The sequence below is a fragment of the Rhizobium sp. BK251 genome, assembly GCF_004345245.1.
Taxonomy (GTDB): domain Bacteria; phylum Pseudomonadota; class Alphaproteobacteria; order Rhizobiales; family Rhizobiaceae; genus Rhizobium.
On sequence record NZ_SLUQ01000012.1, the window covers coordinates 1 to 25957 of the forward strand.

Below are 25957 nucleotides of genomic sequence, written 5' to 3' on the forward strand. Positions count from 1 at the left end.
TCCGGCACCGAAATCAAGATCAACGGCGAAGACCTGCTGATCATGAAGGAAAGCGACGTCTTGGGCATTATCGAAGCTCAGGCCGAGCAGAAGCGCGCCGCGTAATCACGCATTACCGCCCATCAGTCAAAAAGCTGCCTATTGAAGGAGTGAACAAATGGCTGCGAAAGAAGTCAAATTCCACACCGATGCCCGTGAACGCATGCTGCGTGGGGTCGATGTCCTTGCCAACGCCGTGAAGGTCACGCTCGGCCCGAAGGGCCGCAACGTCGTGATCGACAAGTCCTACGGCGCGCCGCGCATTACCAAGGACGGGGTATCGGTTGCCAAGGAAATCGAGCTGGAAGACAAGTTCGAGAACATGGGCGCCCAGATGCTGCGCGAAGTGGCATCGAAAACCAACGATCTCGCCGGCGACGGCACCACCACTGCAACTGTCCTCGCTCAGGCAATCGTCAAGGAGGGGGCCAAGGCCGTCGCCTCCGGCATGAACCCAATGGACCTGAAACGCGGTATCGATATTGCCGTCGACGCGGTCGTCAAGGAACTGAAGACCAACGCCCGCAAGATCACCAGCAATTCCGAGATCGCCCAAGTGGGCACTGTGTCTGCCAACGGCGACGAGGAGATCGGCAAGTATCTCGCCGAGGCGATGGAAAAGGTTGGCAATGAAGGCGTCATCACCGTCGAGGAAGCCAAGACCGCCGAGACCGAGCTCGAAGTTGTCGAAGGCATGCAATTCGACCGCGGCTATCTCTCGCCCTACTTTGTCACCAACCAGGACAAAATGCGCGTCGAGTTCGAGGACCCCTATATCCTCATTCACGAGAAAAAGCTGTCGAACCTTCAATCCTTGCTGCCGGTGCTCGAAGCCGTCGTGCAGTCCTCCAAGCCGTTGCTCATCATCTCCGAAGACGTCGAAGGTGAAGCGCTTGCCACACTCGTCGTCAACAAGCTGCGCGGCGGTTTGAAGATTGCTGCCGTGAAGGCTCCCGGCTTCGGCGACCGCCGCAAGGCGATGCTGGAAGATATCGCCATCCTGACGGGCGGTACCGTCATCTCCGAAGATCTCGGCATCAAGCTTGAGAATGTCACGCTCAACATGCTCGGCCGCGCCAAGAAGGTGGCAATCGAGAAGGAAAACACCACGATCATCGATGGCGTCGGTTCAAAGTCTGAAATTGACGGCCGCGTCGCCCAGATCCGCGCGCAGATCGAAGAGACCACCTCCGACTACGACCGCGAGAAACTGCAAGAGCGTCTTGCCAAGCTCGCCGGTGGCGTTGCCGTTATCCGTGTCGGCGGCTCGACGGAAGTTGAAGTCAAGGAAAAGAAGGATCGCGTTGACGACGCGCTACATGCAACGCGTGCCGCCGTCGAGGAAGGCATCCTGCCGGGCGGTGGCGTCGCCCTGCTTCGGGCCGTAAACGCTCTCGACAATCTCCAGACGGCCAACCAGGACCAGAAGGTCGGCATCGAGATCGTCCGGCGCGCGATCGAAGCACCCGTTCGCCAGATTGCCGAGAATGCTGGCGCCGAAGGCTCCGTCATCGTCGGCAAGCTCCGCGAGAAAACCGACTTCTCCTTCGGCTGGAATGCGCAGACAGGCGAGTATGGCGATCTCTACGCGCAAGGCGTCATCGACCCTGCGAAGGTCGTGCGCACGGCTCTCCAGGATGCCGCTTCGGTAGCCGGCCTGCTCGTCACCACGGAAGCCATGATCGCCGAGAAGCCCAAGAAAGACGCCGCACCTGCCCTGCCCGCCGGCGCCGGCATGGACTTCTAAGCGGTAACCGTTGGGGCTCGCCCGTCGCCGCGGGCGAGCCTTCGACAAGGAGGTGAAAGGATGGTCCATGCAATAACAAAGCCTTCGTTAACTCCCTTCGACAGCCGTGATCTTGCCGTCTGTCAGAGGGTTTTCGATGATATCCGGTCGGGCGCCGGAATTACCAAGGAGTCCGAGGAAGCGGAGCGAATGGCGGCCATAACAGTGGAATTATACAGGCAAGGTGTTCGCGAGCCGAGCCATCTCAGAACAATGGTCGAAGCCGCGCGAGGTCTCTTCGGGCGTCAGGAAATTCCACCGAGCTCAGCCAAGCAACAATGAACGTCAACTTGGCGTCATATGGGGTCAAGCTATGAGAAAGGAACGCTTCGAAAATTCAACACCAGTGAACGCGGCAGCAGCAATCAGCGTCGCCCATCTGCTGCATCCGGGCAAACATTTTGGTCATCCCCGCGACGTCCTTGCGGCCGACGAAATCGGCAGGGACGAAAAACGCGCCATTCTTGCGTCGTGGGCATCCGACATCTTCGCCATCGAATCCGTTCCGGCTCTTCGCCTTTATCCCGGCACGGACAAGGCCGTCTCCTATGACGAGATCATCGAGGCGCTGAAGACGTTGGACCGGTCTGATATGCTGCCTGGAAAGCAGGACGCATCTCGTAATCAAGACAATCAGAGGTGCCGTCGTCGCCGAGTTCAATCACATCGGTTTGGCGGCCTTGGTCTGTGCAGCTATCGGAAAGGAGCCCGTCGCCGACAACCATTCGAGATATAGACGACTTTGCACCTGCCGCGTGCCTCTTTGAGGACGCGAACATGATTTTTACCGTCGACTCTTTGCTCAATAGAGGAGGTTTTGCCGATGAAGATCGCTCAGATCGCACCACTTGCCGAAAGTGTTCCGCCCAAGCTCTATGGTGGAACCGAGCGCATTGTTTCCTATCTCACTGACGCACTCGTCGCCCAAGGTCACGACGTCACACTTTTTGCCAGCGGAGATTCGATCACCGCGGCGAAGCTCGTGTCGTCCTCAGATGTGGCGCTCCGTCTTAATCCTGCCGTCAAAGATCACCTGCCGCATCAGGTTGTGATGCTGGAGGAAATTCGCCGGCGGGCGCACGAATTCGATGTGCTGCACTTCCACATCGATCTATTACATTTCCCGCTGATCCGCGAGTTTGCCGACCGGACGGTGACGACGCTGCACGGCCGCCTTGACCTGCCGGACCTCAAGCCCTTCTACTCGGCTTTTCCCGATATCCCGCTGGTGTCGATCTCGAATGATCAGCGCCGCCCAATGCCGCCGGTCAACTGGTCAGGGACGGTCTATCATGGCCTGCCTCGCGAGCTGCTGCCATTCAGGGAAAAGCCGAAGGGCAACTACCTCGCGTTCCTCGGGCGAATATCGCCGGAGAAACGGCCTGACCGGGCAATCGAAATCGCGGCGAAAGTTGGCATGCCCTTAAAGATGGCCGCAAAGATCGACAATGCGGACAAGGCCTATTGGGAAACGGTGATCGAGCCGATGGTGAGACGCCATCCGAACGTCGAATTCATCGGCGAGATCAACGAGCGTCAGAAGGCCGACTTCCTCGGCAACGCCGGCGCCCTGCTTTTCCCGATCGACTGGCCCGAGCCGTTCGGACTGGTCATGATTGAAGCCATGGCCTGTGGCACACCTGTCATCGCGTTCGGATGCGGGTCCGTGCCGGAGGTCATTGACAACGGTGTCTCCGGAATCCTCGTCGATAGCGTGGCCGACGCGGCCGAGAACGTCGAATGGGCACTCAAGATGGATCGAAAGAAAGTTCGCGCGGCCTTCGAGAAGCGCTTTAGCGCCGAGCGGATGGCACGGGACTATCTGGACATCTACCGCAATCTTCCGGGCGTGCGTACCAAGGCCGCCCCGTTGCGCCGTGCCAACGGCCAGGACCTTGATCTGCAGATCGTGGCATAAGCCGGAGGCCATCAGCATGTCGATCGCTTCTGTACACGACGGTTCCGCGCCTAAAGGCGGCCACGCACCGATGGCGCAATTTTTCATCCCGGCGACCGCGTCGCTGCAGGAGCGGCGGCCACGCACCCTGAAGCACGGCGACACGTTCGCCGTCTTCGACCACAATGGTGACGCACTCTCCGGGCCTGGCAGCCCGGAAGGCATTTTCCATCGGGACACGCGTTACCTCTCCCATCTCCATCTGACGATCAATGGCAAGCGCCCGATGCTTCTGTCGTCAACGCTGCGCGACGACAATGCCACCTTAACCTGCGACTTGACCAATCCCGACCTCTTTGATGGGAAGGGGAAGCTCACCCTTGAGCATGATCTCATCCATATGCGCAGGACACGCTTCCTGTGGAATGCTGGATGTTACGAGCGCCTGGCCGTAAAGAACTACGACGAGCGACGACAGCAAGTGCGCATCGAAATTTCGTTCAGGGCGGACTTTGCCGATCTGTTCGAGGTTCGCGGAACCGTCAGAGCGAAGAAAGGTCAGGAGCTTCCGGCCGTGTTGGAAGAGGATCGCGTCTTCCTCTCCTATATCGGCCTCGACGATCAGAAGCGCATCACGCAGTTGTCCTTCGATCCGCGCCCAAACCAAATTGAGATCGGCCATGTCATTTATGATCTTGATCTGGCGCCACATGAAACGCGGTCGCTGTTCATCCAGATAGGCTGCAACCAAGCCAGAGACGAGCGCCCCGGCTACCAGTCGTTCTTTCTGGGCCTGCGGGATGCCCGCCGTGCTTTGCGTTCTTCTTCCTCCCGTGCCGCATCGATCATCACGTCAAACGAGATATTCAATGAAGTAGCACGTCGCAGCATCTCTGACCTCACCATGCTGATGACCGACAAGCCCGAAGGTCCCTATCCTTATGCCGGCATTCCCTGGTTCAGCACCGTTTTTGGCCGCGACGCACTGATCACCGCGCTCGAAACGCTGTGGCTCGATCCGCACATTGCCCGCGGCGTACTTGGCCATCTTGCCGCAAACCAGGCGACAGAAGTTGATCCGGCAGCAGACGCCGAGCCCGGCAAAATTCTGCATGAAGTACGGTATGGCGAGATGGCTGAACTGGGTGAAGTGCCGTTCCGCCGTTATTACGGCAGCATCGATTCCACGCCATTGTTCGTCCTGCTGGCAGGCGCGTATCTAAAGCGATCAGGCGATCTTGCCACAATCAATCGCCTTCTGCCGAATATCGAGGCAGCGCTCACCTGGATCGATGAACACGGCGATCGCGACGGTGATGGCTTTGTCGAATACGGGCGGCTGACGCAAGAAGGATTGATCAATCAGGCCTGGAAAGACAGCCACGACTCCGTGTTCCATGCTGACGGCACGCTCGCCAAAGGCCCGATCGCCATTGCCGAGGTTCAGGCCTATGTTTATGGCGCCTGGCAGGCAGCTGCCGAGATCTTCCGCCGGCTCGGCAGACCTGAACGCGCGGCAAAGTTCCTGGCACGGGCCGAAGGCCTGCGTCGTGCCTTCGATACGAGCTTCTTCGACGAGGAGCTTGGCACCTTTGTGCTTGCGCTCGATGGGGACAAGCGGCCTTGCAGGGTTCGCTCTTCGAATGCCGGTCATGCCCTGTTCACCGGTATCGCCTACCCAGAGCGAGCCGTCCAAGTTGCCAGGACACTGATGAGCGCCTCGTCCTTCTGCGGTTGGGGCATCCGCACCATCGCGTCTACCGAGGCACGCTACAATCCGATGAGCTATCATAATGGCTCGGTCTGGCCGCATGATAATGCAATGATCGCCAGCGGTCTTGCCCGCTATGGCTACCGGGCTGAAGCGGCACGTATTTTTGAAGGGCTCTTTGCCTCGTCGACATATATTGACCTGCGCCGCCTTCCCGAACTGTTCTGCGGCTTTCCGCGCCAGCGGGCTCAGGGACCGACCTTTTATCCAGTTGCTTGCTCTCCGCAGGCATGGGCGGCAGCAGCACCGCTCCTTCTTCTGCAATCCTGCCTCGGCCTCGACTTCGAACCGAATGCTCAGATCATCAGCTTCACCGAGCCGCAATTGCCCTCTTTCATGGATGAAGTGATCCTGCGACACCTGCAGGTCGCAAACGGCTGGGCCGACATTGCCTTACGCCGCTCGGGACGCAGCGTCGTCGTAGACACCCTCGGTCGACGGGGCGAGGTTCGCGTATTGACCACCGCTTAGGCAAGCCGCTTCCAGACAGGCGTCTTGCCTAGTCCAGTTCGTCGTTGTCTGAGACCAGCAGGTCAATCAACAAGGCGATTTTGCCCGTGGGTGGCGGCCGTCGTTCATTCATCAACGCTTCGTCATTGTTGACCCATGCGAAAGCTTCCGCCAGTTCAGCCTGACTGGCACCAGTGGCCACGACATCAGCTATCAAAGTTTCGTCGACAGGTCCGAGGATGTCGATGACGTCTTCGGAGGTCATTGTCATGCCGATTTCTCCTTTTGTATCACCACACGAATCTGGTGGCCCAAACAAAAAAATCAAATTTTTTACACCAGGCAATTCCACAGCTCTTGAAACCGCAAGCCACTGAATTATATTGATATTGTTCGATCGCCCAATGGGGATCGACAGGTCCAGGAGGCGCCATTGTGCTCTTGGCGCCTCCTTGTATCCATGTTGCTTACAAGGAGGATATGGTTATGAGGACAAACCTCGATTTTTCTCCCCTGTTCCGGTCGAGCATCGGCTTCGACCGAATGCTGAACGCGCTCGAGGCTGCAAGCCGCATCGAGACGATCGACAACTGGCCGCCTTACGACATCGTCAAGACCGGTGAGGATGAGTACCGCATTGCCATGGCAGTGGCGGGCTTCACGCAGGACGAACTGACGATCACGCAAGAGCAGAACATGCTCTTCGTATCGGGTCAGAAGGCGAATGCCGACGATGTGCAGTATCTGCATCGCGGCATCGCCGGCCGCTCGTTCCAGCGCCGGTTCGAACTTGCCGACCACGTCAAGGTCGTCGGCGCCGGTCTCGTCAACGGTCTGCTGACCATCGATCTCAAGCGCGAAATCCCTGAAGCGATGAAGCCGCGCCAGATCGCGATTTCGACCGACACGGCTATGCCGCAGGCCGAGATCAAGCAGATCGAAGCAGAGAAGCACGCGGCTTAAGCTCCAGCAACAGCATAGTCGGGAAAGACGGCGCCGGGTATATCGTCCGGCGCCACCAGAGAAGCTTTGCCAATCGAACCAACGGAAAGGAGAAAACCATGAGTGTTCGTGATCTGATTCCCTGGGGCCGAAACAATGGCAACCAGGCCCCGACTGTCCTGCGCGACGACGACCGGGATCCCTTCCTGTCGCTGCATCGCGAGGTGAACCGCCTGTTCGACGACGTCTTCCGCGGCTTCGGCTCCGGCCTGCCGGCCTTCGGAAGCGCTTCTGCCTTCGGCGCCGGCTGGCCGAACGTCGAGATCGCCGATACCGACAAGGAGATCAAGGTGACCGCCGAGGTGCCCGGCCTTGAAGAAAAGGACATCGAAGTCCTGCTCAACGACGGCGTGCTGACGCTGAGAGGTGAGAAGCGCTCCGAGAACGAAGACAAGGATCGTCAGTTCTCCGAGCGCTACTACGGCCGTTTCGAGCGCCGCATCCCGCTCGGCGTCGAGGTCGATGAAGACAAGGTCGCTGCCAGCTTCAGGAACGGCGTTTTGACCGTGACCCTGCCGAAGACCGAGAAGGCGCAGACGCAGGTCAAGCGGATCGCCATCAAGAGCTAACCGAACCAGCCTGCCCGGCGGCCGGCCTTGTTGGGGGCCGCCGGCATCCTTCGCCAATAGGGAGGGATAAAATGATGGAGATTATTAGAGAGACACACACCAAACCAAGCAAAAGCCTCGCTTCCGTTAGCCAGGCCTCCAATGATAACCGGCGGAAGCGTCTCGCTTTCGGCCGCTCCGTGTTTCCCGAAGACGTCGTCGCCCGCATCTTCAGACCATCACACTCGGTGATGACATCGGGCAAAGCACGAATGAACGGCTGGCTGCTTGTCTTCGAGCGCCGCAGCGCGCCGTTCATTGAGCCTTTGATGGGCTATACGGGCACCACGGATACGCTGACGCAGGTGGAGCTGGAGTTTCCAACGCTGCGATCCGCCATCCGCTATGCCGAGCGGCAAGGCCTGACCTATGTCGTGCAGGGTCCGGCAAGCAAAGCTGCGGCCCTGACAAAGAAAGGAATTCGTCGCCGATTGAACCGGCCATCTCACGCCTTCTCCGATGCGACATTGGAGCGGCTCGGCCTCGCCGCGCTTCAGGAGAGCTACGGTCAGGCAATGGTCGAGGCGGCGGAACGGCACGATGCTTCCGGTCCCGCCACATGGTCATCGCCCATAGATGTCATCCGTGATCCGACGCTGTCTCTCGAAGCAAAGCGCTCGATCCTGATGAACTGGGCATGGACCGAATATCTGATCGACCAGGCGACCAACGAAGGCATGCCGGTGAACAATCGTCCGTCCCGCCTTAATGAGGTCGAGCAGGCGCTGCTTGCGCTCGAAGGAGACGTTGAGCGCAGGCAGGACCGTACCACTGCCGATCGGAAAGCTGCATGAGGTGCACCCATGGACCCGCATGTCGTTTTCGGTTGCCAGGAGATTGTGCCGAACAGGTTTACGCTGACGATGGCCGCAGCTGCCCGTGCCCGTGCCCTCAACCGCGGTGCGGGACCGAGGCTTGATCTGCCGCATGCCAGTGTAAGCGATCTTGCGCTGCATGAGATCGCCCGTGGCGCGTTCAGCCACGACGAGCTCGCGCCGTTCTTGCCCGAATTGGCAGCAACAACGCTTCCTCCGGCTCCTAATCCAACCACAACCGAGCTTCGCGGCGACGGCGCGGCAAGCGCCGCCGCCGCACCCGCCTTCTGTCCGCAGGAGACGGTTCAATGATGATGCAACCAACCGATGAGGAGAAATGAACGATGCTGAAGTCCCTGTCTTCCAACAACCGGACCGCTTTCGATATCGTCAATATCGTTGCCGGTCTTGGTCTTCTTGTCTCACCGTGGCTAATTGGCTTCGCCGCTGAAACCTATGCCGCCTGGAATGCCTGGCTCGTCGGCGCGGCCATCGCCGTGATCGCCGCTGTGGCTCTCTATGCCTTCTATGAGGCGGAGGAATGGGTCAACCTAGTGCTCGGCATTTGGGCGGTAGCTGCTCCATGGGTTCTCGGCTTCGCGGGCGTGACGGCTGCGATGTGGGTCCATGTTGTTGCCGGTCTTGTCGTCGCGGTGCTTGCCGCCGGCAACATCTGGTTCGGCCATAACCGCCCGCTCTCGACCGCCTGATCCTATGGAGGCGGGTCCGGATCTTCGGACCCGCCTCTTTTTCGAGTCCTTCATGCGTCATGCCCGGAGGGATACCAATCATTTCAATTCATGGAGCAACCGATGTTCGATCTCACCCCGAGGCTTCGCACGATTGCCATTTCCGCAGCCGTCGCCGCCGGAGCCATTTTCTTCACCACAAGCCCATTGCCTGCGCAAATGACAGGACAGGCTTCTTCGTCCACCGGCCTGCCGACGCTGGCGCCGATGCTGGAACAGGTCACACCCGCCGTCGTCAATATCGCGGTCGTCTCCCGAGCGCCGGCGCAAGACAACCCGCTCTATAGCGATCCCAACTTCCGAAGGTTCTTCAATCTGCCGGAGCAACAGCAGCAGGCTCGGATGAGCGCCGGCTCCGGTGTCATCGTCGACGCCAACAAAGGATATGTGCTGACCAACCATCACGTCGTCGACGGCGGATCAAAAATCTCGGTCACGCTGAAGGATGGCCGACAGCTCCCGGCAAAACTGATTGGCAGCGACAAGGAGACCGACATTGCCCTGCTCCAGATCAATGCCAAAAACCTGACAGCCATTCAGATCGGGGATTCCGATGCCCTTAAGGTCGGGGACTATGTCGTCGCCATCGGCAATCCCTTCGGACTTGGTCAGACGGTTACCTCTGGCATCGTCAGCGCACTCGGTCGCAGCGGGCTCAATATCGAAGGCTATGAGGACTTCATCCAGACCGATGCCTCGATAAACCCCGGCAATTCCGGTGGGGCGCTCGTGACGCTCGACGGCAAGCTGATCGGGATCAACACTGCGATCCTCAGCCCGGCCGGCGCCAATGTCGGCATCGGCTTCGCAGTCCCGAGCGACATGGTGCTATCGGTGATGAACCAACTGGCGACCCAAGGCGAGGTGCGCCGCGGCAGACTCGGCATCGGCATCCAGGACCTGACGCCCGACGTGGCCGAGGCACTCAAGCTCGGTGAGCTGCGGGGCGCACTGATTGGCAGCGTCGAACCTGGCTCAGCGGCCGCGCGGGCCGGATTGAGGACCGGCGACGTGGTTACCGCGATCGACAATCGCCCCGTCCACAGTGCAACCGATCTCAGGAACCGGATCGGCCTCACCCCGATCGGAACCAGGATCAATGTGACGGTAAAGCGCGGTGATGGCGAGCGGGTGATCGCCGTCACGATCACATCGGAAGACCGGTCGTCCGCCGACCTCTCCGGCACGCCCCTCGATGGCGCCAAAATGCGGGAAGCATCTGCCGAAGAGGCTCGCCAGGCCGGTGCCCCCGGCGTTGTGATCGAGGGTCTCGGCTCAGGTAGCATGGCGGCCCGCAGCGGACTGCAGGCCGGTGACATAATCGTGGCGGCCAATCGCTCGCCGGTCTCTTCCGTCGCGGATTTGCGTAAGGCGCTTGCCGACAAACCGGCAATCCTCGCGCTTGAACTGATCCGAGATGGCGATCCTCTCCTTCTCGTCGTCCGATAGCGGAGCGATGATTAAACGGTCCCGCTCACTTGCGAAGTGGGACCCAATCGACCTTTCGTCTTGCCCTCCAACAGGAAACCGGGCCGCCGCCTATATGAGAGGAGAATTGATCGCAGTGTATGTTACCTGTGACAGGAGATATGCATGAGCCGAGATCCATATGAGCTTCTGGGCGTGAAACGGGATGCGCCGCAAAAGGAAATCCAGAGTGCATTCCGCAAGCTGGCCAAGAAGCTGCATCCCGACTTGAACCCCGGCGATAAAAATGCCGAGGCCAGGTTCAAGGAGATTTCCGCGGCCTACGAGCTTTTGAGCGATGAGCAGAAGCGGGCCCGCTTCGACCGTGGCGAGATCGATATGACGGGGGCCGAACAGGCGCCCCGCAACTTCTATCGCGACTATGCCTCGGCCAGCGGTCCCGGTGAGCCCTACCACAATAGCGGCGGGTTTGCCGATTTTGGCGATTCGGACGATATTTTCGCGAGCTTCTTCTCGCGCCGCGCCGGCCCTGGCGGCGGGTCCCCGTTCCGCGCTCCCGGACGTGACCGCCATTTCTCGATGGAGATCGATTTTCTCGATGCGATGAAGGGTACCAAAACCCAGGTTAAGCTACCCGAGGGTCCGGCTATCGAAGTGCAGGTTCCCCCCGGGACACGTGATGGCCAAACGCTGCGGCTGCGGGGCAAAGGCGAACCCGGGTTCGGGGGCGGTGCCGCCGGCGACGCGCTGATCGTTATCACGGTGCGGCCTCACCGCTTTTTCACGCGCGACGGTGACGACATCCGCCTCGAACTTCCGGTTACGCTCAGCGAGGCCGTGCTTGGCGGCAAGGTGCGCGTGCCCACTCCCTCCGGCCCAATCGACCTAGCCCTCCCCCCCAATTCCAGCAGCGGCAAGGTCTTGCGTATCAAGGGCAAGGGTGTGCCGCGCGGAAATGGCAGCGCCGGTGACGTCTATGTGACTGTGAAGGTCGTGTTGCCCGACCGTCCGGACGAAGATCTGACCAGCTTCATCAAACGCTGGGCTTCTGGAACGACACAAAATCCGAGAAAGGGCATGGAGGGCTGACCATGGACGATCATGAATTCTGTCTTCGCCTCAAAATCGAAGTAACCGAGCTCGAACTGTGGATCCGGGAAGGTTGGCTGGCGCCGCAGATCGCCGAGCACCAACGCCGCTTCCGGGATGCAGATCTAGCTCGCGCCCGGCTGATCCTAGATCTGACGCACGGCATGGGCGTCAACGAAGCCGGAGTTGATATTGTCATGGATCTTGTCGACCAGCTTCAGGGCATGCGCGGCGCGATGCGCGACATCGTAACGGTCGTCAGCGGAGAGGATGTTGCAGTCCAACAACGTTTGGTAGCAGCTCTGGACAAGCTCCACACCATTTGGCGAATGTGAGAGGATTCGCGGCAGGTAAGAAAACAATCTCGTGGCGGATGTTCCTATGACGACATCATTGAGGCGCTGGAGACGTTGGACAAGAACGATGAGCGCGAGGACGAGGTTCGTCCGCCGCGATGAGAGCGAGCCTGCTGTAAAGCCGTAACACTCCCTTTAGGCAGGTCTGCGGCTTCACCACAACCAGCCTGTCATTGATGTTTCGAGAAACCTAAATATAACGAGCAGGCATCTTTCAACGACGATGATGCGCGCGCTCCGGCCCGGATCACGCTAACAGTTTTGAAAGATGAGTTATGCCGAAACGAAAAGCGCCAGCGGTTGTCAGCACAGGCATCACAGGATTGAACGAAATCCTGCGTGGTGGTCTACCAGCGTCCAATCTCTATATGCTGCAAGGCGCTCCGGGCTCCGGTAAGACGACAGCCGCGCTGCAGTTCCTTCGCGCCGGGGTGGAAGTAGGAGAGAGTTGCATCTACGTGACACTGTCGCAGACGGCGGCAGAGCTTGAAGCCATTGCTGTTTCACACGGCTGGACACTCGATGGCATTCGGGTCGAAGAACTGTCGACATCCGGTTCGGTCAGCGAAGCCGATGACCAGAGCATATTTCTGACCGCAGACCTCAGGCTCGACGAGACGCGAAAGGCGATCGAGGCAGCGATCGAAGAACACAAGCCGCGGCGCCTTGTTTACGACTCCCTCCTCGAAATCCGCCTGATCACCGGTGACTCCCCAAGGTTTCGTCGCGAACTGATCGGTTTCAAGTCCTTTCTTGCCAAGCGCAACGTCGTCGCACTTCTTCTTGACACCCAGACAACCGGCTATGACCGCAGTGGCGAGGAAGTAGAGGGGCTTGCTCATGGGGTCATCCGTTTCGACAAGTCACTGGAGGAGTACGGCGCTGTGCGGCGTCGTGTGGAAGTTTCCAAGATGCGCGGTGTCCCCGTTGCCGATGGTTATCACGACATGGTAATCCGGGAAGGTGAAGGGGTCATCGTTTTTCCTCGTATTATGCCCAACACTGCATCTGAGGCCACCAAGCCGGAACTGATCAAATCAGGTGTTGCAGCGCTCGACGACATGTTTGGCGGCGGCCAGGAGGCTGGAACTACGACGCTGGTCATCGGACAGTCGGGCACTGGCAAGTCGACTATGTCGTCACTCTATGCGACCGCTGCACTCGACCGCGGCGAGAACGTTGCGCTGTTCTTGTTCGAAGAGAGGCTGGAAACGTTCTTCCGCCGGTCGGAAGGCCTGGGAATGCAGCTTCGGCAGTTTCATAAGGATGGAAAGCTCATCCTGCGGGATTTCAATCCGAACGAAATCTCACCGGGTGAATTTGGTCAAATCGTCCAGGACGCGGTGACGCAAAACAAAGTCCGCGTCGTCGTCATCGATAGCCTGACCGGCTATCTGAACTCGCTACCGCATCGGGAAAAGGCGGTCCGCGACATCCAATCCCTTCTCAAATTCCTGGCTCGTTCGGGCGTGCTGACGATACTGATTGTCGCTCAGCACGGCCTGATCGGTCAGAATGTCGGCATCGACGTAGATGTCAGCTTTCTGGGCGACACCGTGCTCCTGCTGCGGATCATGGAGCATGAGGGTCGGCTGCGCCGCAACATCACCGTTGTCAAAAAGCGCCACGGTCCACATGACCTCAACATCCAGGAACTGCTGATCGAGAGCGGCAGCGTCAGCGTCGTTTCCTATAACCCTCTTCCTGACCCGAAATGAATGAAACACCTAGTGAACTGGATTGGGTGCTCATAATTGCCCCGTTTCGCAAGGACGCCGAGTACATCGCGGCTTCCTTGGAGGTGCAGAACGTCGCGGTCCGGCACGGTCAGGCTGGCGAGGATTTGGCTGAAAATCTGGCGCTTTCGCCCGGCGTCATCCTCATCACCCATGAGGCGCTAAGCCCACCCGTCGTCGCAACCATTGGCGATCATCTCGCCGGCCAGCCTGACTGGTCCGAAGTGCCAATCGTGGTCCTGCTTGAGCGCGCGGCTCCCATTGCACAGATCCGCACTCAGCTTCAAAGCGCCTGGCCGAGCGCCCGCCTCCTGTTCTATACACGCCCAATCGCGCGACTGGAACTGGCCAATAGCATTCAGACCAACCTGCTCGTCCGATTGCGCCAGAAGCAGGTGCGCGATGCCATTGAGCGCGAAGTCGAGTTGCGGCTGGAGCTCAATCATCGCATTAAGAACATTCTTGCCAGCGTCACCTCAATCTTTCAAATGACGCGACGCGGCGCGTCTACGGTTGATGAGCTTGCGGCAGATTTCACAGGCCGGCTTCGTGCTCTTTCCGACGTCCACACCGCAGTGTTCGAAGCAGGCGGAGACGAAATCTCACTGTTATCCGTGATCGCGGTAACCGTCGCACCCTATAACGGTGAGAGCTTGACTCGGATCAATATTGCCGGCCCGGACCTTCTTGTCGGACGGATCGCCGCGACAACCATCGCCCTTTGCCTCCACGAACTGACGACGAATGCCATCAAGTACGGCGCACTGTCTCAAGGCGACGGCAGCGTCAACATTGCCTGGTCCGTTTCGGAGGAAGATCCACCCATGTTTTCAATGAACTGGATCGAATCGGGCGGCCCCAAAGTCGTTCAACCGACGCGGCAGGGCTACGGCACAAAATATGTTCGCTCGGCTCTCGCCTCGCTCTTGGGGGCAGCGCCGACGATCACGTTCGATCGCAATGGATTTCGATGCCAAGCCGCGGGTCCGCTAGCAAGACTTGTGCGGCAGTCGGCGGAAGCTGTTTGATACAGCATCCGTTATCGGAAGGGTTACACACCTTACTGAAGACATTCCCGAACCTGGCGGATCATATTCGTACGAGAGACGTTATCATACTCTTAGACCATTTCATCCGCCTGTAAATCATGAGGGATCGTAGGGGATGGGCGGCAACGGTATAACGGTCCTTGTCGTGGAGGACGAGGCTCTCGTTCGGATGGATATTGCGCTATTTCTAGAGGACGAAGGTTTCCAGGTGCTGGAAGCATCGAACGCCGACGACGCCATCAGCCTGCTCGACGCACATCCGGAGGTTCGTCTTATGTTCACCGATATCGATATGCCTGGCAGCATGGATGGCTTGAAACTAGCGGCCGCGGTTCGAGATCGATGGCCACCTGTCAAGATCATCGTGACATCGGGTCATCGCCACATGAGCGATGATACCCTTCCGTTCGTCGGCCGCTTTTTCAGTAAGCCCTATGATCCGTCACGTGTGATTCACGCGATACGCGAAATGATCTAACACGATGAGGTTCTAAGCTGAGCGAGACCGTCAAGCCAAGGATGCCGATGCTAGCAACTCTGCAAATCGCAACCGCCACCATGATGCCCGATGAGATCATTACCTTGAAGGCAAGCAAGACAAACTTACTGGGCTTTGGTCGCCGACGGCCAATCGTTTGAGGGCTCGTCGATCTGATGATCTGGGGTCTCGTCCATCCTATCACGAAGCTGGGTAGATTCTTTCTCGATCATGTAGATCACCGCGGATCTCTCGGCACCTTTAGCGACGAGATCATCGATCAACGCGTGCAGCCTCGGTTTGACTTGTTTCAAAATGTTCTGGTTGTCACTCATCACTTCCTCCCATTTTTGCTCCGTGTTGGCCGACGCTCCTCCTTGCGTCTTAGCCAAACCGCCTCCCTGCATTCGCGTCTTCCGCCAGAACCAGACTTGCGGGCGGCGACCCACTCTCGTCGCCTCCGACGATTGCGGAAATGTAAGTCAGGGCATTTTTCATCCCGTTCATCGTGTAGGGCTTTTCGATTGCACCGAGTGCGCCGGCAAACCCTTCCGGGATCTTCTTGATATTGCCGCTCACGAAGACATAGGGGATGCCCGCAGCTGCTAGTTCGCGACCCACGTCGATCCCGGTCGGGCCATCCATGAGGTGGATATCGACGAATGCGAAATCAGGCTTCGAGGTGCAGATCTGCTCATGCGCCTGGCTGCTGCTCATGGCAAGTCCTGTGACCTGATGGCCCGCCATCTCCACCTCACTTTCAAGCTCCATGGCGAGAAGCATTTCGTCTTCGACGATCATAACTTTCAATGTGTATTCTCCTGATGGTCGCCGACAAGCAGCACCACATCGACAACCGTCTTTCGTCCATCCTGTTTACGTTCGATTTCGGCGCCGAGCTGCAAAGCAGACGCCTCGATCAACATGCGTCCGAGCTCGGTGCTTTCAATATCAGGCTCAACTGGTTCGGATGTGTCCTCGACCCGGATCAGAAAATGACCGTTGAGGCGTTTGACCAGCACGTGGATGTCGCCGCCGCCGTCCATGAGGCCCCGTCGAACTGCATCGCCGACCAGCTCATTGACGATCAGCGACAAAGGCGTGGCTTTGACAGCGGGCACGAGCAGCGGCGAAAGATCTAAAGACAGACGGATGTCGTTGCGGCCAGTGGCATCGACAAGATCTGTCACCAATTCCTTTGTGAACTCTGAGATATCGAACTTCGACACGTCGTCGAGCGTGAACAGCTTTCGCTGAACTGTACTGAGGGCCTCTATTCGGTTGAGGACCGACATGAGTGTCTGCCTTTGCCGATAATCGGTGGTGATGCGTGCCTGCATTTTTACGATGGAAGCCATCGTCAGCAGGTTGTTTTTCACCCGATGGTCCACCTCGTGGACCAGCAGCGTGCGCGCCTCCAGTGCCGCCTTAAGGGTGGCGGTGTTTTTTGCCACCTCCGCCTCCGCCTGATGGCGCGCAGCCGCCAGGTCTGCTTCCCGGCTTTTGACAGTTGTGAAATCGAGCTGGGACGCAAAGAAATAGATGATTGTCCCTGCCTCGTCCCGGACGGGGCTGATGAATACCGCATTCCAAAACGTAGTGCCGTCTTTTCGGTAATTAAGAATATCGACAGCAACATCGTGGCCGGCCGCGATGCCCTCCCGAATCCTCGCGATCGTTGCTTTGTCAGTCTCTGGACCCTGCAGAAAACGGCAATTGCGCCCAATTATCTCGTCATCTCTGTAGCCCGTGAGCCTTCGGAAGGCTTCGTTGCAGAAGATGATCGGATTGTCGGACTGGTTCGGATCGGTGACGATCATTGGCATCCGGGTCGCCTTGAACGCGGCCGCAAATGGATCCTCGCTTACATGTCCGGCGACGAGACGGTCGCCGGCGTTGCGGGCATCGGTTCGATATTGATCCTTTTCTTGCATGGGGGTCCTAATCGTGTTGTCCCGCGACAAATGTCGCGGGCTAGGAATTGGTTCCGGTCATTTGTCAGGGCAAAGGAGATAGCGTCGCCTCAATCTCGCAAATCACACCGGACGGATCATAGGCGATTGTCGATTTGCCGTTCAGCTCCGCGGACAACAAGCGTTCGACGAGGCGGGACCCGAAGCCCTTGCGGGTCGGAGGGAGAACCTCCGGTCCGTCCATCTCCCTCCAAACGAGGCGAAGATCTCCGGTTTCTTCAGCGTAGCTCCAGCTGATGGCAATTCTGCCTGTCGCATTGGAGAGTGCACCATATTTGGCAGCGTTTGTGCCGAGTTCATGGAGAGCAAGCGAGAGTGACGCAACGACCTTTTGCGGCAGCAAGACCGGATCGCCAGAAACATCAAACCGCTCTGAAGGATATGGAGCGATAGCCTGCTCTACCACAGCCTTGAGATCGGCACTCTGCCAATGCCCCTCGGCAAGAAGGTCATGGGCATGTGCCATCGCCGAAAGGCGAGCCTCGAAAGCGGTAACCGCACCGCTGGCCTCAGCATCTTTTGCCAGGGTCTGACGGGCAATCGCCATGACCGTCGCAAAGACATTCTTCACCCGGTGGTGCAACTCGCCGATTAGCACTGCCTGAAGCCGATCCGCTTCCTTTTTCGCCGAAATATCGTGAGCGATCTTAGATGCGCCGATAATCCGGCCGGCACTGTCGTAGATTGGCGAGACGCTGAGGAGAACATCGACGAGATGACCATCTTTGTGACGGCGTCTGGTTTCGTAAGGCTCCACAGTCGATCCGGCCCTGACGCGGCTCAACAGCGTCGGTTCCTCGTCGATCCGATCAGCAGGCACAAGGATCAGTACAGACTGACCGATGATCTCGTCCGCCTTATAACCATATAGCCTCTCCGCCGAGGCGTTCCAGGACGTGATAGTCATATCGAGATCGATGCCCAGGATGGCATCATTGGAAGATGCGATGATGGACGCCAGCTGGCGCTCGACCTCCTGCCCTTTTTTGCGTTCGCTTGTATCGATCGAGACGACCGCAACCTGGCGAATCCTGCCGCTATCGTCTCGAAGCGGCGAGACGGTATTGTTCACCCAGACGAGACTGCCATCTTTTCGGACATATCGCTTTTCGAGATCGAAGCTCTCGCCGGTCTGTGCAAGCCGCTGGTACAATCGGGTTTGTTCGGGCATGTCGTCGGCATAGGTGATGTCGCGGATGTTCTTGCCGAGCAGCTCCTGTTCCTCGTAGCCGACAATCTCGCAAAACCGCTTGTTGACGTGCAGGATCTCGCCATTGAGGCTCCCTTGGCCGATCCCGGCCGCCGACTGCGATATTACCGCCCGCAGCCGTTCTTCGCTTGCCTGGAGCGCCCGATCGGCGCGGACGCGATCCGTGGTCTCGTTGACAATGCAGAAGACGCCGCAAACCGTCCCGTTTTCATCGCGGACCGGGGAATAAGAAATGTCAAAATAGACAGTTTCCGGGTAGCCGTGCCGCTCGATATAAAATGGGCGGTCCTTGGCGGCGACCGTCTCGCCTTTGTCCAGGACTTGACGCAGGAGCGGTTCGAGGTCGTCCCATAGCTCGCTCCAGTTTTCTCGTGCCGGTCGACCGAAAGCCTTCGGGTGCCGTTGTCCGATCGACGGCGCATAGGGTGCGTTGTACAGGGCGACGAAGTCCGGCCCCCAGAACAAAACGATCTGCGCCATGGAAGGCAGCATAATGTCGATAGCGGATCTCAGGCACGGAGGCCAAACTGAAGGCGGGCCAAGCATGGACTGGTCCCAGTCTCCCCGCTCAAGCATTCGAGAAATTTCGTCTTGCTCCGAGAAAATTTCCCCCGTTTCGTTCTGCATCGGCGCCCACTCTAAATCGTTGCGACGTCGCAAACGTTCGTCCCAGTGCTCAATGTATAGCGTGGGATGGTCGCAGCAAGGTCTTTTCGCAATGAAATCAGCTTCTAATCCGACAGGCGGCTACCGATTTCAGCTCACCAAAGGAGCAGACTTGACCCTTTCTGGCTGATTTCCCATATGTGCGCCGCTAGAAGGGAACGGGTATGCGCGCATTTTTAGAAACGTCATTCGGTCCGAACCAATTGTCAGTTATCGACCAATCATTCAACGACTGGCTGGAAGCTCACCATGTGACCAAGAACAGCGCAGAGGCTGAGCTTGCCGCTGCGATCATCATAAACCTGTATCGCGAGGGACATGACACCAGGCAGGAATTGGACACTGCCATGTCCCTACATCGCGGTCTTGCCGATCTTAGCGAGTTGGCATCGCGCTCTTGAACCATATAGAACCTCCGGCCCGACAATTAGGAAACTGGTCTTAGAGAAACGTCTATGCAAGCGATAAAGACCAGCCGACGGTCTGAGCGAGGACAGCTTGCCTTTCGATTTCCTGAAGATGGATCGCCCTTTCGAACAAAGGCGTCACTGCCGGGACCAACATCAGGATGATCTTGAACTGAAAATACGAGGGACGTCAGGGCCTTAAGATGACGCGTGAGTTTGCGTCAGGCGCGGTCAAATGTGAAGGATGTCAGCAGCGTCGTGACAAAATTGCTCGCCTTTTCTTTAACGAGCACCTCAGTCCATTCGTCGGTTCCCCGCAGCCGCAGGTCCGTATAAATGCTATCGACCGCTCCCTCTTCAATGCGCTTGATGTGGTCCATAAATGCCTGCTCCCCGCCCGCATGATAAATGTCTCGAATGACCATCCGCAGGATTTCTTGGATAGCAATCTGCCAGGCCGTATTGATAGCCTGTATCTCACCCGTATTTTCTGCCATGGAGACTCCTGTGGGTGAAGGGAACGGTACATGCCATCCGGAAAGACTGGTCGCTCATACGGCAATTCCGCGTCGACCAGTCTCGAGTGTTCGATCAGTCACGTAGCTGAAGTGCGAACCTAAGCCCGTCTTGCTTTGCGATTGGCGTAGCGCCGATCGCGTTCCGCCTTTCGCGCCGCTTCATCCTCGATCACCCGCGCGATAAGGTTTTTCTCGCGTGTCTCGCGTGCTTCAGTCTCAGCTGGGGCTGCCGATGCCACGGCCTTCAGTTGCTCGGCTGCCTCGATCACCAGCCGCTGCGACTCCGCGAGCTTCTGCCGGTCGCGCTCAAGTCGCCGCTCTTCCCTGGCTGCCGCAATGGCGATGCGTTCCGCCTGTCGCGCCTGCCTAGCCGGTTCAGCGGCGATCTTTGCAGCGGAGTAGGCTCTCAGAAGAGCGGTCTTCGCTTCGGCAGCGGCTGCGCGACGGTCGGAAAGCTCATTGTTTCTCACGTTCTTCAAATGTCTGTCCTTGGATCTTATTGGAGAAAGGGTTGTCAGGCCGTATTCGCTCGTTTGGCGAGCAGAGATGCAGTCGTTGTTGCACGGTCCTGCAATTCCTTTGCGAGACGCGCTTCACGAAGGAGGACCGTCTTTTCGTCGCGCGAACAAACGAGGGAGTCGAGCTCTTCGACCGCCCTGTTGCGGGCGAAAAACTGCGATTGCAGATTGCCGAAGGCAATCTCCGCCTGCTGGCGAGATTTGCTGTGTGTTTGTGACATGGTTTTCCGGATCAGGCCGCCAGATACGGCGGCAACAAAAAAGGCCAGGCAAACTGCCTGACCTGGGTTGGTATCATGCTCTCAGCGATGCCAGTACATCCGTGGTCAAAGGAAAGCGGATACCGGGTGTTAGGCAGCCTGGAGATTGCAGGCGGACATCTTCCCCGACTTGTTGTCTCGCTCCAGTTCGAAGCCGATCTTCTGGCCTTCGACGAGTTCGCGCATGCCCGCGCGTTCGACGGCAGAGATATGGACGAACGCATCGGCGCCGCCGTTGTCAGGCTGAATGAAACCGAAGCCTTTGGTGGAATTGAACCATTTAACTGTGCCAGTGGTCATGATCAACCCTTTCATAGCAGTAGAGGAACCACAGCACTTTCGCGCCGCGGATGGTGATAGCGATTTTTGAAAGGAAGGTTCGTTCAGGGCGCGGTGCCAGTCGCGCGGTAACCAAAGCTCAGCAAGCAAATATCGATAACCGGGATATAGGCTGACCGCTGCACAATGTCAACTTTTAGTTTTTATGGCCAGCGAATTCAGCATATGGTTGCGGTCTTGGACTTTACATCCAGCCGAAAATCTCGTGGACCGTTTTGTCTACAAGGTTAAGAATAGCCGGTCCTGAACTTTGCCCGCGCCGGTATATTCCCGGTGGTCGAACTCACTCACAACGCGGAGTGGGCCGCTCAGAAGATGGATGAATGTACGCTACAACGGACGCGCGGATTGCTTCAAACCGCGACAGGGTAGCATGACACTTTGCTGTTCTGGGAGCAACAGGAGGCCCGCCGGCTCTCAATGCCAATATCTGCGTGCTCCGGGGATCACTCGACGCGATGCGTTAGGAATTGACCGCAGTGGCGTCACTCTTCCCCGGCCAGCAGACTTGGTGTCGAGCCGAAGGAACCAAACACGGCAAGATCAATCGACCAACCTCAACAAAAGGATCACGCCATCCCTTTTGCGAACCACCTGCATCACGCCATCAAGACGGTCTATCGCGACAACAAAGACTGGCTGGAGAGTAGAACAAAGCCAACTGACTTGCCCGAGTGGGGGTGCCGTCATGGCACAGGGGCAAATCAGTTAGCGATCCATAAATACCCCGACACGTTTACTTTCCAATCCCCTAGATTTTGGGAGGGCTCAGTCGATTTTGTCGCACTTTCCGACTTCGAGATAGTGGAGTCCGTTGCTGTTTACTTGGCCTTCTTCTTCGCACGTTCAGCCTAATGAGGCTGGCGAAGTCACAGTAACAACAGGCAGTGGTGGTTCCGACTTCTCAGGTCGTCACCGAGTTCGTGAGATATTCACCGCAACTACGGCGTAACCATTGGTGCAACAACAACACCGAGCGCGTGGTGGAAGTGCGCAGTCAGAGACATCATTGTCGCCTGCGCGGAGCCGAATTTCAGTTTGCTCGCGTAATAGGTCGAGACGATACTCGTTGTCTCGATGGCGTGACCCGGCATTTGGGCGCGACTGGCGAAGAACGTGCAGCGATCAGGAGCAACCGGCCGCGCTTTCTCGCTTTTAGTGAAAATTCCTAATTGAAAGCCAGACGTGCACCCCGTTACTTGGGCACGTATTCACCTATGGGGGAGAATTGGCCACTACTATGCAAAAGCCCCCGGCGTTCAGTACACCGAGGGACTTCCCTGCAAAGGCGCGGCGAGCGTTGACACATACCCACTCTGATTGAAGGAAGAGTACCGCGCCGGACACCGAACCACGGCAGACGGAGTTTGTTCCCACTTTTTTAGCTAATGCTCATGGAAACTATTTCAGCAAGCGGGGTTTGATTTCTAATCAGAAGTTGATAATTTCAACCCACGCGGTGGGGACCGAGTAGTGTGCGCCGGAAGGCAAACGCTCATTGACGGGGTTGCTTAGGAAACTAAGCGACCCCGTTTCGATACAAAGAAAAACCCCCGCGAGGGCACGCGAGGGTTTTCATGAGGGCGCTTTGAACCCTATTCGCTCCCACGAGGGCGTGCGGGATTTTTTGTGCGAACACTCCATAACTCAGGCGCTGGTCGTTTGTTCCCTTGGGCGGACAAGAGTCTCGTATCCCGATCTTGCCAATTGGGCGCTTCGAGTCCAATCGGGCTTTTCAAGCCGAAAGCATTCACAACCAGTCCGAACAACAAAAATACCGTCAGCGAAATCAGCGCGAAACGCCCGTCCTGCTCAAAATAAACGCGCATTCCCTGAGCTTCATCCTCACCACGACTGGGCAAAAGAAGTGCTGCGGTGGCGAACAGCATAAGAGTCATCAAAACAAGGAAGATGAACTCGCCGAACTCAAACGTCTGCCGGACCGTCGACAACTGATTGATCGCCCATCAATAGTGCAATTGCATGAGAAAAAGGATTGCGCTCCAGCCGAGTGGCACCCAATCGATAGCGGACGTCCTACGAATGCGGAATAGGTGACGAACCCGGTCAAGCGGCGGGTCACTGACAGACCGAGAACCATGGAGATGACTGTCGCGACGATCGGAAAGTTCATCAATCAGCCATTTTGCGCGTTAACACGCCGCGACGGTACGGCTCGACGAAATTATATCATCCCTTGCCGCTGTCCAGCACTGAACAGATCCGCACGATGGCAGGTTTCCATGCCGGGTTGTTCCAAGGCAGAAACCCTTCAGCCGGCGACTTATACGTTTCCGATCCTAGCGCAGGCGTCAGCCGGAGATGAGGCGGCATATCCTCGATGTCGGCAAGTTTGCCGTTCTGCTCCAGGAACAGCGGGAGGTTTTCTCGCCCGCTTCAATCGGCCAGCGCCCATTCGCCGCCTCTCGGCAGTAGCGCACAAGCGTGTCGTAAGCAAGGTTTCGCTACCCCTGCGGTATCAACTGCGCCAATTCGCTTCCGCCCTACCCACGACCTGGAAACCGGGATCAACCGACCAGGTCGTTGGGGTCGCTTGCGAGCGCTGCAAACGGAATAGCCTCTGCAGATGGCCCATGGACGAAAATTTATCAAATTGGCATTTCGAATGTGAACCTGGTCTCGTCCTGCGACGATCTCACCACTAAGGTGCCGCCATGTGCCTTGGCAATCTCGCTTGCTATGAAGAGGCCAAGGCCAAGCCCCTCTTTATAGCCGTGCGATTCTCCCCGAGCGAAGGGATCGAACAGCTTTGGTATGACCTCCTCCGGGATCGACGGACCACCGTTTGCGATCCATAAGCGGAACAGGCCGCTTTCCGTCGTTTCGGCGTGGAAGTGTATGGGAGTAGCCCTGTCGCCGTGCGTCAAAGCATTTCCGAGCAGGTTCGAAACCAGTTGCCCGATTTTCGAAACATCGCATTTGACCGGCCGCGTGACGTCGTAGGTCGCCACGATTTCGTGCTCGGGATTTGATGCCCGCAATTCCTGCACGACCTGATCGAGCAGCGGCCCAGGGGCCTGCTCTGGATGCAATTCCACACCGATCCCGCCCCCGAGGCGGGCGCGCGCGAAATCCAGCACGTTGTCGATGAGGCCCGACATCCTGAGCGCGCTGCCCTGCATGAGACCGATCACCTGCCGGCCCCGATCGCTCAGTGTTTCCTTACCCAGCATGCGTGCTGCCGCGGATATCGACGCCAGCGGATTTCGAAGGTCGTGGCCGAGAATGGCGATAAACTGTTCTCGCAGGATCCCGTCCGACTGCTGCTGCGCCAGGTCGTTTTCGGCGCTGTCACGCGCACTGACGAGTTGCCGTTCATACAGTCGGCGTTCTCCCGCATGCACGAACACAATGCGGGTCATGTCCGCCAGCCCCGAGCTATTTGGGGCGGAAGAGGCTGCCATGATAACCGGAACCGCGGTGCCATCGGCTCTCCTCAGATCGACTGTGACCTCGCTGATGGCCTGCTGCAGCTTCAGGAGCGGCGCGAGGTTGGTTTCATACAGGATGCGGGCGGCGATGCTGAAAATGTCGCGTAGACGTTTGCCATCGAGACCGCCCGCCGGATACCCCAGCAGAGTCGACATCCAGGCGTTTGCGCCGACGATGAACCCGCCGGTGTCGACCAGCAGGTAGCCGCACGGTGCGTCGTCGAATAGTTGCTTATAGTCCAGATCCGCTATTCGCTCTCTCATCCGGTGTTTCAGACAAAATCCATGATCGCCCTGGTGACCTGCGCCGGCGCGCTGAGGTTGGGGCAATGTCCGGTCGCGTCGAGAAGGACAAGCGTGCTGCCGGCGACGTGATCTCGAACATACGCGCCGACATGTTCGCCCGCGATGATGTCGTCCCGGCATTGCAGGATCAATGTGCGAGCCGTCACTCTTGGCAGATCCGCGCGGTTGTCGGACGTGAACGTCGCGCGTGCAAACTGGAGTGCGATTTGCGGATCGGTCCGGCAGAAGCTCTGGGTCAGCTCCTGGCCGAGTTCGGGCCGATCGGCATTGCCCATGATCGCCGGGGCCATAGCCGCCGACCAGGCGAGCGGATTATCCACGAATGACGCCAGGAGCTCATCGATGTCCGTTGCACCGAAACCGCCGACGTAATCGCCATCGTCTATGTAGCGCGGGGATGGACCGACCATGATCAGCGTCCCGAAAATCTCAGGCGCCTTGATCGAAGCCAGAACGCCGATCATCGCACTGACCGAGTGCCCGACAAATATACCGTTCCGGATGCCGAGCTCGCGGCCGAGATCGATGATGTCGGACGCATAACCGTCAAGCGAGGCGTATTTTTCCGCGTCGTAGGCGCCAAGGTCGGAACCGCCGGCTCCGACATGGTCCATGGTGGCGACCTTGAATGCCTTCTCGAAGTGGGGCGCCACAAAGCGCCACATGGCCTGGTCGCAGCCGAACCCGTGGGCAAACAGAATCGTGCGATCACCCGCACCGGACACTTTTACGTTATTTCTGATGAGGGCTGACAATGCATTTCCAAACGAGGGTTCTCGCCACCACACCTGCGGATGGAAAGGTGTTGTACCTTATTGCACTTCAAGACCGGCGTCTACTTATGGCGATGAGCTTGCCAGGCGACCTCTCGACGCAGCGATCGGGATGCGGTCGTAAAAGATCAAATCCCGTTTTGAGTCCAGCCGGGCCACTATGCTTCCCTATATTCAAAAACGCCGGTCTGAGGTTGAGTGCGGGGACATCGCCATCCGTTTCGGCCTTCGAAAGGCGCCGACACGCTGCGGCAGGGATCAAGCTTCGCCGCGAAGGCTGCT

29 protein-coding genes and 1 pseudogene are annotated in these 25957 nt (G+C 58.0%); 18 read left to right on the forward strand and 12 right to left on the reverse strand.

Annotated elements, in window-relative coordinates; genetic code table 11:
- The 6 genes and pseudogenes from EV286_RS32565 to EV286_RS26725 all read left to right on the forward strand — a co-directional run.
- Positions 1-105 (forward strand): annotated as a pseudogene (locus EV286_RS32565) (co-chaperone GroES); the annotation flags it as partial.
- 52 nt (positions 106-157) lie between these two features.
- On the forward strand, positions 158-1786 hold the full coding sequence (gene groL / locus EV286_RS26705) for a chaperonin GroEL (protein WP_132960274.1): 1629 nt from the start codon (positions 158-160) through the stop codon (positions 1784-1786).
- 60 nt (positions 1787-1846) lie between these two features.
- Entirely contained in the window at positions 1847-2107 is a 261-nt protein-coding gene (locus tag EV286_RS32570; protein ID WP_132960276.1) for a hypothetical protein, read from the forward strand.
- A gap of 31 nt (positions 2108-2138) precedes the next feature.
- Positions 2139-2561 (forward strand): hypothetical protein, encoded by a 423-nt coding sequence (locus EV286_RS26715; protein WP_132960278.1) that lies wholly within the window; start codon positions 2139-2141, stop codon positions 2559-2561.
- Positions 2562-2648: 87 nt separating this feature from the next.
- Positions 2649-3743 (forward strand): glycosyltransferase family 4 protein, encoded by a 1095-nt coding sequence (locus tag EV286_RS26720; protein ID WP_132960280.1) that lies wholly within the window; start codon positions 2649-2651, stop codon positions 3741-3743.
- A 16-nt stretch (positions 3744-3759) separates the two neighbouring features.
- Positions 3760-5964: an amylo-alpha-1,6-glucosidase gene (locus EV286_RS26725; RefSeq protein WP_132960282.1), complete on the forward strand. Its 2205-nt coding sequence runs from the start codon at positions 3760-3762 to the stop codon at positions 5962-5964.
- 28 nt (positions 5965-5992) lie between these two features.
- Here EV286_RS26725 and EV286_RS26730 read toward each other — a convergent pair whose 3' ends face one another.
- Positions 5993-6214 carry a hypothetical protein gene (locus EV286_RS26730; protein ID WP_112389076.1) on the reverse strand — a complete coding sequence of 74 codons (222 nt, stop codon included), beginning with the start codon at positions 6212-6214 and terminating at the stop codon, positions 5993-5995.
- Positions 6215-6429: 215 nt separating this feature from the next.
- Between EV286_RS26730 and EV286_RS26735 the strand changes: the two genes are divergently transcribed.
- The 11 genes from EV286_RS26735 (at position 6430) to EV286_RS26785 (ending at position 15253) form a co-directional block, all read left to right on the forward strand.
- The gene (locus tag EV286_RS26735; protein WP_113297422.1) at positions 6430-6906 is read left to right on the forward strand and encodes an Hsp20 family protein; all 477 of its coding nucleotides are present in this window, start codon (positions 6430-6432) and stop codon (positions 6904-6906) included.
- A gap of 98 nt (positions 6907-7004) precedes the next feature.
- On the forward strand, positions 7005-7514 hold the full coding sequence (locus tag EV286_RS26740; RefSeq protein WP_112389074.1) for an Hsp20/alpha crystallin family protein: 510 nt from the start codon (positions 7005-7007) through the stop codon (positions 7512-7514).
- Positions 7515-7588: 74 nt separating this feature from the next.
- Positions 7589-8347: an NADH dehydrogenase ubiquinone Fe-S protein 4 gene (locus EV286_RS26745; RefSeq protein WP_348633587.1), complete on the forward strand. Its 759-nt coding sequence runs from the start codon at positions 7589-7591 to the stop codon at positions 8345-8347.
- A gap of 9 nt (positions 8348-8356) precedes the next feature.
- Positions 8357-8680: a DNA-directed RNA polymerase subunit omega gene (locus EV286_RS26750; RefSeq protein WP_112389072.1), complete on the forward strand. Its 324-nt coding sequence runs from the start codon at positions 8357-8359 to the stop codon at positions 8678-8680.
- Between the two features lie 32 nt (positions 8681-8712).
- Positions 8713-9078 carry an SPW repeat protein gene (locus EV286_RS26755; protein ID WP_132960286.1) on the forward strand — a complete coding sequence of 122 codons (366 nt, stop codon included), beginning with the start codon at positions 8713-8715 and terminating at the stop codon, positions 9076-9078.
- A gap of 102 nt (positions 9079-9180) precedes the next feature.
- Positions 9181-10566 (forward strand): DegQ family serine endoprotease, encoded by a 1386-nt coding sequence (locus tag EV286_RS26760; protein ID WP_132960288.1) that lies wholly within the window; start codon positions 9181-9183, stop codon positions 10564-10566.
- A gap of 144 nt (positions 10567-10710) precedes the next feature.
- Complete coding sequence (locus EV286_RS26765) at positions 10711-11634, forward strand: J domain-containing protein (protein ID WP_132960290.1); 924 nt, start codon at positions 10711-10713, stop codon at positions 11632-11634.
- A gap of 2 nt (positions 11635-11636) precedes the next feature.
- Entirely contained in the window at positions 11637-11969 is a 333-nt protein-coding gene (locus tag EV286_RS26770) for a chaperone modulator CbpM (protein WP_132960291.1), read from the forward strand.
- 296 nt (positions 11970-12265) lie between these two features.
- Entirely contained in the window at positions 12266-13708 is a 1443-nt protein-coding gene (locus tag EV286_RS26775; RefSeq protein WP_132960294.1) for an ATPase domain-containing protein, read from the forward strand.
- Positions 13705-14754 (forward strand): sensor histidine kinase, encoded by a 1050-nt coding sequence (locus tag EV286_RS26780; RefSeq protein ID WP_132960296.1) that lies wholly within the window; start codon positions 13705-13707, stop codon positions 14752-14754. Before EV286_RS26775 ends, EV286_RS26780 begins: the two co-directional genes overlap by 4 nt.
- A gap of 136 nt (positions 14755-14890) precedes the next feature.
- Positions 14891-15253 (forward strand): response regulator, encoded by a 363-nt coding sequence (locus tag EV286_RS26785; protein WP_132960298.1) that lies wholly within the window; start codon positions 14891-14893, stop codon positions 15251-15253.
- A gap of 125 nt (positions 15254-15378) precedes the next feature.
- On the opposite strand, the gene EV286_RS26790 is transcribed toward EV286_RS26785, so the two are convergent.
- From EV286_RS26790 to EV286_RS26805, 4 genes are all read right to left on the reverse strand, one after another.
- On the reverse strand, positions 15379-15588 hold the full coding sequence (locus EV286_RS26790; protein WP_037183668.1) for a hypothetical protein: 210 nt from the start codon (positions 15586-15588) through the stop codon (positions 15379-15381).
- Between the two features lie 49 nt (positions 15589-15637).
- A complete protein-coding gene (locus EV286_RS26795) occupies positions 15638-16063 on the reverse strand; it encodes a response regulator (protein WP_132960300.1) in 426 nt (141 codons plus the stop codon).
- The gene (locus EV286_RS26800; RefSeq protein WP_132960302.1) at positions 16060-17187 is read right to left on the reverse strand and encodes a PAS domain-containing protein; all 1128 of its coding nucleotides are present in this window, start codon (positions 17185-17187) and stop codon (positions 16060-16062) included. The genes EV286_RS26795 and EV286_RS26800 overlap by 4 nt, the downstream gene beginning before the upstream one ends.
- A 64-nt stretch (positions 17188-17251) precedes the next feature.
- On the reverse strand, positions 17252-19012 hold the full coding sequence (locus tag EV286_RS26805; protein WP_132960454.1) for a PAS domain S-box protein: 1761 nt from the start codon (positions 19010-19012) through the stop codon (positions 17252-17254).
- A 254-nt stretch (positions 19013-19266) separates the two neighbouring features.
- Between EV286_RS26805 and EV286_RS26810 the strand changes: the two genes are divergently transcribed.
- A complete protein-coding gene (locus EV286_RS26810) occupies positions 19267-19503 on the forward strand; it encodes a hypothetical protein (RefSeq protein WP_132960303.1) in 237 nt (78 codons plus the stop codon).
- A 227-nt stretch (positions 19504-19730) separates the two neighbouring features.
- On the opposite strand, the gene EV286_RS26815 is transcribed toward EV286_RS26810, so the two are convergent.
- From EV286_RS26815 to EV286_RS26845, 7 genes are all read right to left on the reverse strand, one after another.
- Positions 19731-20006, reverse strand: coding sequence for a hypothetical protein (locus tag EV286_RS26815; RefSeq protein ID WP_132960305.1), 276 nt, complete (start codon positions 20004-20006; stop codon positions 19731-19733).
- A 119-nt stretch (positions 20007-20125) separates the two neighbouring features.
- Complete coding sequence (locus EV286_RS26820; protein WP_132960307.1) at positions 20126-20506, reverse strand: DUF6481 family protein; 381 nt, start codon at positions 20504-20506, stop codon at positions 20126-20128.
- 35 nt (positions 20507-20541) lie between these two features.
- The gene (locus EV286_RS26825) at positions 20542-20766 is read right to left on the reverse strand and encodes a hypothetical protein (RefSeq protein WP_132960309.1); all 225 of its coding nucleotides are present in this window, start codon (positions 20764-20766) and stop codon (positions 20542-20544) included.
- A gap of 129 nt (positions 20767-20895) precedes the next feature.
- Complete coding sequence (locus EV286_RS26830) at positions 20896-21105, reverse strand: cold-shock protein (protein WP_003504088.1); 210 nt, start codon at positions 21103-21105, stop codon at positions 20896-20898.
- A gap of 1634 nt (positions 21106-22739) precedes the next feature.
- On the reverse strand, positions 22740-23096 hold the full coding sequence (locus EV286_RS26835) for a hypothetical protein (protein WP_132960311.1): 357 nt from the start codon (positions 23094-23096) through the stop codon (positions 22740-22742).
- A 657-nt stretch (positions 23097-23753) separates the two neighbouring features.
- Positions 23754-24860 carry a PAS domain-containing sensor histidine kinase gene (locus EV286_RS26840; protein ID WP_132960313.1) on the reverse strand — a complete coding sequence of 369 codons (1107 nt, stop codon included), beginning with the start codon at positions 24858-24860 and terminating at the stop codon, positions 23754-23756.
- An 8-nt stretch (positions 24861-24868) separates the two neighbouring features.
- A complete protein-coding gene (locus tag EV286_RS26845; RefSeq protein ID WP_132960315.1) occupies positions 24869-25657 on the reverse strand; it encodes an alpha/beta hydrolase in 789 nt (262 codons plus the stop codon).
- Positions 25658-25957 lie beyond the last annotated feature (300 nt).